Source organism: Nocardia africana NBRC 100379 (assembly GCF_001612635.1).
GTDB classification, from domain to species: Bacteria; Actinomycetota; Actinomycetes; order Mycobacteriales; family Mycobacteriaceae; genus Nocardia; species Nocardia africana.
On record NZ_BDAV01000017.1, the window covers coordinates 55,100 to 67,713 of the forward strand.

A 12,614-nucleotide genomic window follows, 5' to 3' on the forward strand; every position below is an offset into this window, starting at 1 on the left:
ACGGGCCAAAGCCGGTGCGGTGTGATTGCCGGGCAGCACCGCTGCGGCCTATCGTCGGCGTGAGCGGCTCCCCGGTGTCGGACCCAGGAAAGGCGGCGCGTGAATCCTGCTGTGTTGCACGGCATCTGCCGCACCTCTGCGCGACTGGCCGCCGCTCTGTCGATGACGGCCGGGCTCGCCTGCGGCACGGCCACCGCACAACCCCCTGCCGCACCCGATCCGACTGCGCCCGCTTCTATTTCGGCCGCTCGAGCCCTGACGGACGCCCAGCCCTCCACCGACGGGTCCGTCCTGACGACGGCAGCGCCCGGTTCACCACGCGCCCTCACGGTCACCGTCCACTCCGCGGCGATGAACACTCCGATCCGGCTGGAAGTGCTTCCGGCGCCGGACCGCTCGCGACCGGCACCCACCGTGTACTTGTTGAACGGTATCGACGGCGGCGCCGACGGAAACTGGATCAACCGGACCGATATCGCCGAATTCTTCGCCGGCAAACAGGTGAATGTGGTGGTGCCGTTCGGCGGAGCGAGCAGTTACTTCACCGACTGGCGCGCCGACGACCCGGTCCTCGGCAGGCAGCGGTGGACGACGTTCTTGACCGAGGAACTACCACCGATCATCGATTCCGGTTTCGGCGGAAACGGCACCAACGCGATCATCGGAATATCCATGGCCGGCACCTCGGTATTTCAGCTGGCACTGGCCGCCCCGGGCTTGTACCGGGCGATCGGGTCGTATTCGGGCTGCGCGCGCACCAGCGATCCTGCGGGTCAGCTCATCGTCGACGCGGTCGTGGGCGGCGGTAGGGGCAGTACGGTGAACATGTGGGGCCCGCCGACGGACCCGGCGTGGGCGGCCAACGACCCGTATCTGCACGCGGACCGCTTGCGCGGCACCGCGATCTACGTCTCCACCGGCACCGGGCTGCCCGGACCTCTCGACACCCTCGACGGTCCCGGAATCCGGTCCAGCCCAGCGAAATTGGCCGATCAGATCCTGATCGGCGGCGCTCTGGAAACCGGCGCGGTCCGCTGCACCCGCGAACTCCACAGCCGGCTCACCGAGCTGGCCATCCCCGCCACCGTCGACATGCGTCCCACCGGCACCCATTCCTGGGGCTACTGGCAGGAGGACCTGCACCGGAGCTGGCCGATGTTCGCCCGGGCACTGGGACTGTGAACCCACCCGAGTTCGGCGCGCTGCCCCGGTCCGGCCCGGGCACGGCGCGCGGGCGCTACGCTGCCAAGAATGGGTAGTACCGCCGATTCGGACGCCGAACGCGGCCCACAGGGCGAGCCGGCGGTCCCGGAGCCGATCGCGGCAGCCGAACGCGCGGCCTCCGAATCGGCCGGCGCGCAGCACCCGCACGGGCGGCCCGGCCCCCGGTTCAACCGCAATTCCCCGTTCGTGATCGGCGTGACCGGCGGCCTCGGTGTCCTCCTCGCGATCGGCATCGTGGACATGCTGTCGACCGCACGACAGGCCCTGGTGCTGGTGGGCGTCGCACTGTTCCTGGCGATCGGGATCGAGCCACTGGTCGCCTGGCTGACTCGGCATCGGCTGCCCCGCTGGGCGGCCGTGGCCGTCGTATTCGGCTGTGCCACACTGCTCATCGCCGGATTCCTGGCCGCGGCGATCACACCGCTCGTCACCCAGGGCGGCGACTTGGTCGATCACGCCACCGACCAGCTGCACGACCTGGAGAACCAGTACCCTCTGATCCGATCGTGGTCGCAGCGGCTGCACCTGGATCAGGAACTCGCACACGGCCTCACCGACAATCCCTCGCTGCGCCACGGTCTGCTCGGCGCCGGTGAGCGCGTCTTCGGCGCGCTGGCCAGCGCGTTGATCGTGGCGGTGCTGACCATCTACTTCTCGGCGAACTTCCCGCGGATCCGGCACAGCCTGTACCGGTTCTTCCCGCAGTCGCGCCGACCCCGTGCCATCCTGCTCGGCGATGCCATCTTCGCCAAGGTCGGCGGATACGTCCTGGGCAATCTGCTGATCTCGCTGATCACCGCGATCGCCACATTCGTCTGGCTGACGGTGTTCGCGGTGCCGTACCCGCTGATCCTGTCGGTGCTGGTGGCCCTGCTGGATCTGGTGCCGCTGGTCGGCTCGACCGTCGCCGGGCTGATCATCACCGCCGTGGCGCTGACCGTCTCACTGCCGGTCAGCATCGCCACGGCGGGATTCTTCCTCGCGATGCGGCTGCTCGAGGACTATCTGCTCGTTCCGCGCATCATGGACCGCACCGTCCGGGTGCCGGCGGTGGTCACGGTGGTGGCGATCATCCTGGGCGGCGCCCTGCTCGGCGTCCTCGGCGCACTGCTGGCGATCCCGTGCGCCGCCGCGGTCCTGCTCATCGTGCAGGAGGTGGTGTATCCGCACCTGGACGGCACCACCGATCGGCCACCGGCCGATTCCGGCGCGTAACGGATCAGGCGGGGCGGCGCACCGGCGTGGACGCGTCGCGGTCGGCGATGCTGAGCCGGGCGATCAATGCCGAACGCAGGTACCACAATCCGGTGGTGCGGGACGGATCGAAGCCGGTCAACTGGCCGATGCGACGCAGCCGGTAATCGATGGTGTTCGGGTGGATGCACAGCTGCCGTGCGGCGCGCTGCCGGTTGAGGTCGGTGTTGAAGAAGACGTGCAGCGTTTCCAGCAGCTCGGGGTGGTCGTCCAGCGGCGCCAGCCGGGCATCGAGGATGTCGCGGCCGATGCCGGGCCGGGTGAGCTGATACTGCAGCGCCAGTTCGGCGAAGCGATGCACGCCGGGGCCGCGTCCGAGCCGGCGCACCGTGTCGAGCAGATCGTGCGCCTGCTGCGCCGCGGCCGGGACGTCGTCCGCGGCGGCGCCCACCACCGCGGCGGTCAGCGGCACGCCGGCCAGCTCGGACAGCCGGGTGAGCAGGTCGTCCAATTCGGTATCGGCGCAGGCAGTTTCGGGGATGAGCAGGGTGCCACCGTCGACCGACAGCATCGCCAGCGGCTGATTGCGCAACACCTTCGCCAACGCGGCCTGCACCCGCCGCAGCTTGCGGCGCGCGACCACGTTCCGGTCCAGCCGCGGATGGGTCTCGTCGGGGTGCGGCGGAATCCACAGGGCGAGAACGTGATAGCGCTCGGCGATCCGGATCCCGCATTCGCGCGCCAGCTTCGTGGTGGCGTGCCCGCCGAGTAGCGCCGAGGTGAGGGTGTGCACGGCGGTGTGGTGTTCGACGGCGTCGGCGCGGCGCTCCTGGACGTAGGCCTTGCTGACGGTCGCGGTGATCAGATCCAGCAGTTCCAGCGCGGTGGCGGTGCCCTTGACGACGAGTTCGGCATCGCTGGCCTTGGCCCGGGCGAACAGCAGGTCCAGCCCGGCCTTGAAACCCTCGTGGACCGCGTGCACAACCACCTCGATCGGGATGCCGGCGCGGCACCAGCGCGCGGCCGCGGCCCGCAGCCGATCGGTGCGTTCGGGAAGGTCTCCGCCGTTCACCCGGCGGATCGACCATTCCACACAGATCCGCGCGACCGCCGCCACTTCGCCGGACATCACATCGGCGGGCAGGGTGGTGAACGGCGCCACGGATCCGCCGAGGTGTAGGACCAGTTCCCGGGACATGGCCTGCGCATCCCGCATGGACAGCGAGGTGGCGCGGCCGGATATCGCGCGCTCAGCACCGACTGTGCTTGCTGTAGTCACTCTGACCTCCTTGTACGGACCAGACCCGCAGCCTTCGCGAGATCTGCCGGATCGGTGATCGGGCGATATCGACACCGCCGGTCACCGGCCGTATGTGTTACCTGATGGAACGGTAATGCGAGCCTCCACTCACCTTCTACTCCGTTTTGGACATTTTCGACACCGCGCCGCATAGCCTCTGACCTGCGCAAAGAGGCGGTGACACGAGCGAATCGGCATATTTGCCGACAAAATATGGGGAACCGCTCACTTTTTGCTCCGTTCCCGCCGCCGCGCCTACGTCACCGGAGACCTTCGCCCGCACCGATGACTTCCGCGCGCTCGCGCCGTCGGATCGTGCAACAGGGACTTCTCGGATCCAGGAGAGATCATGCGCACGATCACGGCCGGCTTGTTCATCGCTCTCGACGGCGTCGTCGAAAACCCGCAGGACTGGCACTTCCCCTACTACAACGAGGAGATGGGCGCGGCGGTCGATGCCCAGCTCGGCACCGCCGACACCCTGCTGCTGGGGCGCAAGACCTACGACAGCTTCGCCGGAGCCTGGCCGGAACGCGAAGCCGCGGGTGGGCCCGACGCGGAGTTCGGCCGCAAACTGGGCGATGCCCGCAAGATCGTGGTGTCGCGCAGCGAGCACACCTTCACCTGGCGCAATTCCGAAGTGCTGCACGGAGATCTGATCGCCGGGGTCACAGCGTTGAAGCGGGAGCCCGGCGGTGATATCGCCATCTCCGGCTCGGTCTCGGTGGTGCGCGCACTGCTCGGCGCGGGACTGCTCGACGAACTGCATCTGCTGGTGCATCCGATCGCGGTGCGGTCCGGCATGCGCCTGTTCGACGAGGCCGACGCCACTCTCCCACTGACTCTGCTGCGCTCGACCGCCTTCCGCACCGGCGTCGTCCATCTCGTCTATGGACCCGGCCGCCACCTCGAGGGCGACTACGACCAGGCCAGACAACACCTCGCCCACGACGAGGGCTGAGCGCACGGCCGGGTGACGTCCGCCGATCGCGTCACCGTGACCGAAAGACCGCCCGGCGCACGCTGTTTCGCGCCGGGCGATCGGTGTGGTACGAGCCGGGTCAGGCCTTGACCGCTTCGGCGGTGCGGTGCACGGGCACGAAACTCGCCGCCGGTGGGCGACGCAGCATCCGGGCGTAGGTGCGCACGGAGGCGGGCCACGGGTTGGTGATCGCGCCGCTGTCGTGGGTGTACCAGCTCGGCACATCCGTCGACCACACCGTCGTCGCGAGCGCGTCGGCCAGCCATGCCTGATGGGCCGCCATCGCGTCGGCCCGCACCTCGATCGCCGCCGCACCGATCTCGTCGCGCCAGCGCAGGCAGCGCATGATGTAGTCGATCTGATGTTCCTTCATCATCGGATTGCTGCCCGCCGGAGTGAACGAGTTGGGTCCGGCGATGAGGAAGGCATTCGGAAATCCCGGCACCGCCAGGCCCATGAAAGCATCCGCGCCCGAACGCCATCGGTCGTGCAGATGCTGTCCACCACGGCCGCGCACGGTGATCGGGGCCAGGAATTCGGCGGCGCGGAAACCCGTCGCGTAGACGATGACGTCGGCGTCGTAATGCCCGCCGTCGGCGGTCACGACCCCGTCGCGGGTGATGCGGGCGATCGCGGCGGTGGTCAGTTCCACGTTGTCGCGGCCCAGCGTGCGGTAGAAGTGACTGTCGAAGACGATGCGTTTGGCGCCGATCGGATAGTCCGGGGTGAGCCGGTCGCGCAGCTCCGGATCGGCGACACTTCGGCGGAGATACTGGCGCGCAACCCATTCCGCGGGCCGGGCGGGCCAGCGGCGATGCATGATCGGCGCCAGCAGCGAGTCCGCGGCTTGGTGCAGACCCCAGCGGTAGGCGTGCTGCGCACCGGGCAGCCGCAGCGCCGCACGCGTCAGCGGGCCGAATTCGGTGGCCGGTTTGGGCAGGATCCATTGCGGCGTGCGCTGGAATATCCGCACGGATGCGGCCGCGTCGGCCAGCGTCGGCAGGCATTGCGCCGCACTGGATCCGGTGCCGATCAGGGCGATCCGCCGGCCGCGCAGCTGGGCCGCATGATCCCAGTCGGCGGTATGGAACGACGCACCGCCGAATTCGTCGCGGCCCGGGATCTCCGGAATGTTCGGCCGGTGCAATTGGCCGACGGCGAAGACCACGACATCGGCGGTGAGCCGAATCCCGTTCGCGGCCCGCAGTTCCCAGCGCGCCTCCGATTCCGAGTAGGTCGCCTCGGTGACCGCGGTGCCGGTCTGCAGATGGGCGGGTAGCCCTTCCGCGGCGGCGACGGTCCGCAGATATTCCAAGGTCCGGCGGCGGCCCGGGAATCTGATGCCGGTATTGCGGTACGGCGCGAACGAGAACGAATACAGGTGCGCCGGTATATCACAGCTGCATCCCGGATAGGTGTTGTCTCGCCACACGCCGCCCAATTCGGACGATTCCTCCAGGATGACGAAATCGTCCATCCCCGCGCGCCGTAGCGCCGTTCCCATGCCGATTCCCCCGAATCCGGACCCGACGACGACCACTGTGCTGTGCAAGCCCTCTACCACCTCCATGTGAGAAGAGACATCCAGTAACCGATCGGCAACCTTACGTCCTGCGGGGCCGAATTCCTAAATACCCGATCGCACAGGTGAAACGGCAGCCCCCGAACCCGGGTGCCGATATGGACAACGTTCCAGATTGGACGCTTGATTAGTGCCGAACTGCGCCAAACGTCCACCCGCCCAAAGGCAGGCGTGAATCGCGCACCCCCGACTGCCGCCGCGAACCGATGAAGCCAGTTAGCACATTTTCAGCTAACTACCTGTGACCGCCGAGATCTCCTCGAACGCCGTTGGCGCACACGAGCCGTCGGGCATGTCCGGCCGGGCCGCACCCGTACTGCCTCACCGCGGCACCGAATATCACGGCCCTGCAACATGTTCCGGCGCCCTCACCGCCCGTGGGTTTATACTCGCGTAGTTCGCACCGACGAAATGCCGCGCGGTTCGGCGGCGCCCCACACCTACGGGAGCTCAGCACATATGGCCATCGACGATCCGGCTCAGATCCGTACCGATATTCCCCACTCGGCGCGCATCTGGAATTTCTGGATGGGCGGCAAGGACAATTACGAGGTCGACCGCGCCGTCGGTGAGGCGAGCCTGCAGATCGATCCGGACATCGCGACCATGGCGGTGCAGTCGCGGCAATTCCTGATCCGGGCGGTGCGCCACCTGGCCGGCGAGGCCGGAATCCGGCAATTCCTCGATATCGGCACCGGCTTGCCGACGATGCAGAACACCCACGAGGTGGCGCAGAGTGTCGCACCCGACGCCAAGATCGTCTACGTCGACCACGACCCGCTGGTCCTCGCGCACGCCCGCGCGCTACTCACCAGCACCACTCCGGAGGGCGTGACCACCTACGTCAACGCCGATTTCCACGAGCCGGAGAAGATCATCGCCGAGGCGGAGGCCATCCTGGATCTGCAGGAGCCGGTGGCCGTCATGTTCATGGGCGTCCTCGGCCACGCCCGCAGCTACGACGACATGCTGCGCATCGTGCGCACAGTGCTGGCGGCGGTCCCCTCCGGCAGCTACCTCGTGCTCTGGGACGGTACCGACGACAGTCAACCGTACGTCGACCTGTGTGCGGAGTACGCGAAAACTGGTGGTACACCGTACTATCCGCGCACGCGTGCCGAGATCGCCGCGGCCTTCAACGGACTCGAATTCGTCGAGCCCGGCTTCACCTGCATCACGCAGTGGCAGGCCGACTCCAACGAGGTCGGCCGCACCGCCGAGATCGCGGCCTACGGCGGCGTCGCCCGCAAACCCTGACGGGCGCGTTCATCGAGCCGGCACCGCACGCGCCCGCTCGATGATGCGCAGGACCGCAACGGCGTCGGCGGGGTCCACCGGTGGTTCGGCGCCGTCCAGCAGGGCGGCGGCAACTCCGGCGTAGAAGTCCGGATAGGCGCCGGGTTCGCTGGGGGTCAGGCGTAGATCGCCTTCGGCGCCGAGCTGCCCCCAGTCGACGGGATCGACTCTCCCCCACGGCTGTCCGTCATCGGGACGACGACCTGCCCGCAGTGCCGCTTCCTGCGGGTCCAGGCCGTAACAGACGTATCCGGCCTCGGAGCCGAGCACCCGGAACCGTGGGCCCAGTTGGGGCGCCACGGCGCTCATCCAGAGATGCGACCGCACCCCCGAGGCATGAGTGAGCGCCACGAAGGCATCGTCGTCGGCGCGCACTCCGGGGCGCCGGGCGTCGAGTTCGCTGTAGACGTCGTCGACCGGGCCGAACAGGTCGAGCGCCTGGTCGATCAGGTGACTGCCGAGGTCGTAGAGGATGCCGGCGCCTTCGTCGGCGCCACCGACCTCTCGCCACCCGCCCTTGATCCGCGGCCGCCAGCGCTCGAACCGGGATTCGAACCGGCACACCTCGCCCAGCGCGCCGTCGGCCATCAGCTTTCGCACCGTACGAAAGTCGCTGTCCCAGCGTCGATTCTGGAACACGGTAAGCATGGTGCCGGCCTGCCGGGCCGCCTCGATCATCGCCTCGCCCTCCACGGCGGTCAGGGCGAAGGGTTTGTCGACCACCACCGGCAGCCCGGCCGCGACGGCCCGCAGCGTCAGTGGGCCGTGGGTGCGGTTCGGGCTCGCGATCACCACCAGATCGATATCCGTTGCCGCGCTGAACAATTCGTCCGCCGTGGTGAATACCCGCACGCCGGGATGTTCACCGCGCGCCTGGTCGGCCCGCTCCGGCGAGGAGGTCACCACAGCGGCCACCCGCAGCCGGGGGTCGGCGGCGATCAGTGGAGCGTGAAAGACCGCCCCGGACAACCCGTATCCGATCACCGCCACATTCACCTGCGCCATCGCCGCTCCTCGATTCGACCGTCGCTCGCGGGCCGGCATTCGCACCCGCGCGTGGCCGGCACCCCGGCCCGCCTCCATCACAACACGGCCGCGTACTCCGGCGCGGGGACGACTGCCCCGACACACCGGCTCAGCGTTGCGCGTCCCCGGCGGAACGCACCCGGGACGGCGCCCACAAACCGAGGACCACCGCGACGACCAACGTCACCACCCCGAGTACGAGGGTGGCCTGGTGCAGCCCGTGCGTGAACGCGAATTTCCCTTGTTCCGCAAGCGGTTTCGCCTGTGGGCCGATGCGTTCGGTCACGGCCAGCGCGCCCGCGAGCGAGCCGGTGACGGGCCCTCGAATCGGTTCGGGAATCCGGTCGGCGATCTCGGCCATGCGGTGGCTGTAGCCGGCCGCCAGCACACTGCCGGCCAGTGCGATCCCCAGCGCGGCGCCCATCTCGCGAGCGGCGTCGTTCACCGCGGCCGCCACCCCCTGTTTGTCCGCCGGCGCGCCGTCCACGATCGCCGCGGTGGCCGGCGCCGCGGCCAGGCCGAGGCCGGTACTCATGATCAGCAGCGGCCACAGCACATTCACGAAGGTGCTCGCGGCCGTCAACCGTGACAGGCACAGCAGGCCGATGCCGACGACGACCAGCCCGACCGTGGTCGGCAGCCGCAGCCCGAACCGCTGCGCCAGCCACGGCGCGATCACCGACAGCGCCACCACCGGCACGATCACCGGAGCCATCGCGACCGCCGACCGCAGCGGCGAGTAGCCCAGGATCAATTGGAAGAACTGCACGATCACCATGAACAACCCGAACGAGACCAGGAACTGCACCGCCACCGACAGGGTCCCGGCGCCGAAACCACGCCCGGCGAACAGCCGCACATCCAATAACGGGTGCTCGACACGCAGTTCGATCACCGCGAAGGCCGCACCGACCGCCAGCCCGGCGACCACCGCACCCAGCACCATCGGATCGGTCCAGCCGCGTTGCGGGGCCTCGAGGGCCGCGATCACGATCAGGCCCACCGCGACCGCCCCGCTCACCGCACCCCACGGATCGAAACGCGGGCGCTCGCCGTCCTGCGATTCGGGAACCGTGCACGCCGCGACCGCCAGAATCACACCCGCGACCGCCATCGCGAGCGTGATCGACAGCCACGACCAGCGCCACAGCAGCACACCGGAACCCAGGATGCCGATCACCGCGCCACCGCCGACCGTGCCCGCCCAGGTGCCGACCGCGACATTGCGGCGATCCGGTTCCACCCCGGCCGTGAGCAGCGACAGCGTCGACGGCATCACCAGCGCCGCGCCCACTCCGGCGATTGCTCGTGAGCCGATCAGCCATTCCGGGCCGTGGACCACCAGCGGTATCGCCGAGGCGATCGCGAACACCGCCAGTCCGATGATCATGACGATGCGGCGGCCGTAGCGGTCGCCCAGAGCGCCGGCCGGCAGAACCAGACATGCCAGCGCGAGCGTGTAACCGTCGATGATCCAGGTCAATTGGGACTGCGTGGCACCGGTGGCCGAGGCGATCTGCGGCAGCGCGGTGTAGAGCGCCGCCATCGACGCGACGACCAGCGCGACGGCCAGGCAGGACACCACGATCACCCATCGGGTGCGCACCGGAACGAGCTCGGTCATGGTTGCGTTCATCGCGCCTCCCGAGAAACGATACTTTCAGTTTCGCTATGCTACTCGCAGTATCGTTTCTATCCCGTGCGGCCGCCGATCGTGCCGAGGAGGAATCCTGAGACCATGACATCGACTGCCGCGATCGAATCCGAGGACGATCCGCGCAAGGCGCGCTCGCGTCGCCGCCTCCTGGCGGCCGCGGCCGAATTGTTGCGCGACGGCGGGCTGGACGCGGTCACCATCGATGCGGTCACGCGACGCTCGGGCGTCGCGCGCACCACGCTGTACCGGCATTTCGACACCGTGGCACAGCTGCGTGCCGCGACGCTGGAAGAGCTGATGCCGCCGGTGGTCGAGATCCCCGACGCGGGCCCGCTGCGGGAACGGCTGATCGAACTGCTCAGCCGGCAGGCCGCGGCGATCAACGACGTACCGCTGCATCTGACCACGCTGGCGTGGCTGGCAACCGGGGATGCGCAGGCGCAGGGTGAGGGTGCGCGGTCCGGTTCGCTGCGCGCCCATCTGATCGACACCTACCGCCGCCCGTTCGACGAATTGTTCGACGACCCGCAGGCGCGCGCACTGCTCGGCGACCGCGAACTCACGGCGGTGCTGGCGCAACTCGTCGGGCCGATCGTCTTCGTCCGGCTCACCGGCCTCGGCCGCGCCGGGCGCGACGACTGCGCCCGCATCGTCGACGATTTCCTCGCCGCATGCGAGCGCAGCCGCTGAAAGAGAGTGCGTGCCAGGAATTTTCGCTTCAGTAGTAGACGGGCCCCGGCACTCCGCCGCCCGCCGCGACGGCATCGCCGGTGATCGCGATGCTGCGCGGCGAGGCCAGGAAGGTGACGACGTCGGCGACCTCACGGGCATCGATCACCCGGCGGATCGAGTTGGCCACCAGACCGGCCTCCAATTCCTCGACGGTGGCGCCGGATTCGGCGGCTTGGGCGGCCAGCCGTCCGGTGAGCCGCTCGGTCCGGGTGAGTCCCGGATGCACGACCGTCACGTTGATCCCGTGCGGGCCGAGTTCGTCCGCGAGGTTCTTGGTCAAGGCCGAGACGCCGACGTTGCGCACCGTCTGGGCGATCGAATTCGCCTGTCGCGCACCGAGTCCGCTGATGTTGACGATCCGCCCCCAGCCCTGCGCGATCAGATGCGGCGCGACCGCGCGGGCGGTGCGCAGGTATCCGAGCACCTTGATCTCGACCTCGCGGCGCACGATGTCGTCGCTGGTGGCGTTCAGATCCGCGGGCGAGCCGGCACTCCACGGCGTGGCAGCGGCATTGACCAGGATGTCGACTCCGCCCAGCTCGGCCACGGTGCGCTCGACCAGCGCCCGGACCTGCTCGTCGTCGCCGGTATCGGTGGGCACCGCCACGATCCGCCGCCCGCTCTCCTGCGCGAGCGCTTGTGCGGCCGCCGCGAGCGGTTCGGCGGATCGAGCGGCGATCACCACATCGACCCCCTCGGCCGCGAGTCCACGCGCGACGGCCAGCCCGATTCCCTTACTGCCGCCAGTGACGATGGCCCGCTTACCGCTCAGCTGCAAATCCATGCCAGCGACGGTAACAACGCCCGCCGTGCGCGTCGCGTATCCGGATCGAGCTGAACAGAATCCGGCTCGGTGACGAGCCGAACGGCCGGACCGCGCCCGTGAGGCTGAACAATTCGATCAGCCGCTCACCGAGTACTACACAGGACCACCGGTCACTGCTCCTTGATCGCGTTCGACCATTGACGGAGGCTTCGGACGTCCTCGCTAGGAAGGGTGTGCCCTGTCGATACCGAGGGTGGCGATCAAATCTTCGTGCAGTTCGAACCACACGCGGTGGGCCGAGTCGTGTTCGGTGCCGGTGACCATTTCGGGTTCATCTGCGGCCAGGGAGAGGGCCGCGGCGAAGCGGGTGTCGTAACCGGCGAACCGGGCGAGTCGCTCGGTGAGCGTATTCGCCAGCGCTACCAGTTCCTTTGCGAGGCTTTCCAGTTCGTCCAGGATGTGCCGGTCCCGCTGGGCGTCCTGGTGGTCGTTGTCCTGCATGCTGCCGTCGGGAAGGACGGTCAGTTGCCAGGCGGTGCACGCCTGCACCAACCGGGCGTTGAGCGGGAGAAACATGCGATAGACGTCTTCCACCAACGCTTTCGCCCCACATTCGGAAAGCTCGTCGGCGAGTTCCCGCTCGTTCTGCGCACGCCCGCTCTCGGTCAGCGACCACCCCGCGTCCGTCCCGAAACGGAAGCGGTTGATCCACCCACGCTCTCGGAAGTCCCGCACGTGCGACTCGGCGAGGTCCACAGGCATTCGGTATCTGCCGGCGACCGCGTGCGTATCGACGAACCCGCCCAGGCGAATTGCGTGCAACGCGAGCAGCGAACTGCGTGAAACGTGCGTCAT

At 68.6% G+C, this 12,614-nt stretch carries 11 protein-coding genes; 5 read left to right on the forward strand and 6 right to left on the reverse strand.

Going from position 1 to position 12,614, the window contains the following annotated elements:
• Positions 1–162: 162 nt before the first annotated feature.
• Together NA3_RS28665 and NA3_RS28670 are read left to right on the forward strand one after the other, a co-directional pair.
• Positions 163–1,182 (forward strand): alpha/beta hydrolase, encoded by a 1,020-nt coding sequence (locus NA3_RS28665; RefSeq protein ID WP_084491971.1) that lies wholly within the window; start codon positions 163–165, stop codon positions 1,180–1,182.
• A 69-nt stretch (positions 1,183–1,251) separates the two neighbouring features.
• Complete coding sequence (locus NA3_RS28670; protein ID WP_062966879.1) at positions 1,252–2,439, forward strand: AI-2E family transporter; 1,188 nt, start codon at positions 1,252–1,254, stop codon at positions 2,437–2,439.
• A 4-nt stretch (positions 2,440–2,443) separates the two neighbouring features.
• On the opposite strand, the gene NA3_RS28675 is transcribed toward NA3_RS28670, so the two are convergent.
• Positions 2,444–3,697 carry a PucR family transcriptional regulator gene (locus tag NA3_RS28675; RefSeq protein WP_062966881.1) on the reverse strand — a complete coding sequence of 418 codons (1,254 nt, stop codon included), beginning with the start codon at positions 3,695–3,697 and terminating at the stop codon, positions 2,444–2,446.
• 370 nt (positions 3,698–4,067) lie between these two features.
• On the opposite strand from NA3_RS28675, the gene NA3_RS28680 reads away from it, so the two are divergent.
• The gene (locus NA3_RS28680) at positions 4,068–4,679 is read left to right on the forward strand and encodes a dihydrofolate reductase family protein (protein ID WP_062966883.1); all 612 of its coding nucleotides are present in this window, start codon (positions 4,068–4,070) and stop codon (positions 4,677–4,679) included.
• A gap of 100 nt (positions 4,680–4,779) precedes the next feature.
• Here NA3_RS28680 and NA3_RS28685 read toward each other — a convergent pair whose 3' ends face one another.
• Positions 4,780–6,270: a flavin-containing monooxygenase gene (locus tag NA3_RS28685; protein WP_062966885.1), complete on the reverse strand. Its 1,491-nt coding sequence runs from the start codon at positions 6,268–6,270 to the stop codon at positions 4,780–4,782.
• A gap of 471 nt (positions 6,271–6,741) precedes the next feature.
• Here NA3_RS28685 and NA3_RS28690 point away from each other — a divergent pair, with 471 nt between their 5' ends.
• Positions 6,742–7,539 carry an SAM-dependent methyltransferase gene (locus NA3_RS28690; RefSeq protein WP_062966887.1) on the forward strand — a complete coding sequence of 266 codons (798 nt, stop codon included), beginning with the start codon at positions 6,742–6,744 and terminating at the stop codon, positions 7,537–7,539.
• Between the two features lie 9 nt (positions 7,540–7,548).
• On the opposite strand, the gene NA3_RS28695 is transcribed toward NA3_RS28690, so the two are convergent.
• Both NA3_RS28695 and NA3_RS28700 read right to left on the reverse strand, forming a co-directional pair.
• Positions 7,549–8,583 (reverse strand): Gfo/Idh/MocA family protein, encoded by a 1,035-nt coding sequence (locus tag NA3_RS28695; protein WP_084491955.1) that lies wholly within the window; start codon positions 8,581–8,583, stop codon positions 7,549–7,551.
• Between the two features lie 130 nt (positions 8,584–8,713).
• Entirely contained in the window at positions 8,714–10,240 is a 1,527-nt protein-coding gene (locus NA3_RS28700; protein WP_062966889.1) for an MFS transporter, read from the reverse strand.
• Positions 10,241–10,342: 102 nt separating this feature from the next.
• On the opposite strand from NA3_RS28700, the gene NA3_RS28705 reads away from it, so the two are divergent.
• A complete protein-coding gene (locus tag NA3_RS28705) occupies positions 10,343–10,951 on the forward strand; it encodes a TetR/AcrR family transcriptional regulator (protein ID WP_062966891.1) in 609 nt (202 codons plus the stop codon).
• Between the two features lie 28 nt (positions 10,952–10,979).
• On the opposite strand, the gene NA3_RS28710 is transcribed toward NA3_RS28705, so the two are convergent.
• Positions 10,980–11,777, reverse strand: a complete 798-nt coding sequence (locus NA3_RS28710; protein ID WP_062966893.1) for an SDR family NAD(P)-dependent oxidoreductase — start codon at positions 11,775–11,777, stop codon at positions 10,980–10,982.
• A 204-nt stretch (positions 11,778–11,981) separates the two neighbouring features.
• Positions 11,982–12,614: a hypothetical protein gene (locus NA3_RS28715; RefSeq protein WP_062966895.1), complete on the reverse strand. Its 633-nt coding sequence runs from the start codon at positions 12,612–12,614 to the stop codon at positions 11,982–11,984.

Bases quoted from the DNA above. Each gene is read 5' to 3' on its own strand.
- NA3_RS28670 (WP_062966879.1), top strand. From the start codon at position 1,252: ATGGGTAGTACCGCCGATTCGGACGCCGAACGCGGCCCACAGGGCGAG.
- NA3_RS28665 (WP_084491971.1), top strand. From the start codon at position 163: ATGACGGCCGGGCTCGCCTGCGGCACGGCCACCGCACAACCCCCTGCC.
- NA3_RS28715 (WP_062966895.1), bottom strand. From the start codon at position 12,614: ATGACGCACGTTTCACGCAGTTCGCTGCTCGCGTTGCACGCAATTCGC.
- NA3_RS28680 (WP_062966883.1), top strand. From the start codon at position 4,068: ATGCGCACGATCACGGCCGGCTTGTTCATCGCTCTCGACGGCGTCGTC.
- NA3_RS28690 (WP_062966887.1), top strand. From the start codon at position 6,742: ATGGCCATCGACGATCCGGCTCAGATCCGTACCGATATTCCCCACTCG.
- NA3_RS28710 (WP_062966893.1), bottom strand. From the start codon at position 11,777: ATGGATTTGCAGCTGAGCGGTAAGCGGGCCATCGTCACTGGCGGCAGT.
- NA3_RS28700 (WP_062966889.1), bottom strand. From the start codon at position 10,240: ATGAACGCAACCATGACCGAGCTCGTTCCGGTGCGCACCCGATGGGTG.
- NA3_RS28705 (WP_062966891.1), top strand. From the start codon at position 10,343: ATGACATCGACTGCCGCGATCGAATCCGAGGACGATCCGCGCAAGGCG.
- NA3_RS28685 (WP_062966885.1), bottom strand. From the start codon at position 6,270: ATGGAGGTGGTAGAGGGCTTGCACAGCACAGTGGTCGTCGTCGGGTCC.
- NA3_RS28695 (WP_084491955.1), bottom strand. From the start codon at position 8,583: ATGGCGCAGGTGAATGTGGCGGTGATCGGATACGGGTTGTCCGGGGCG.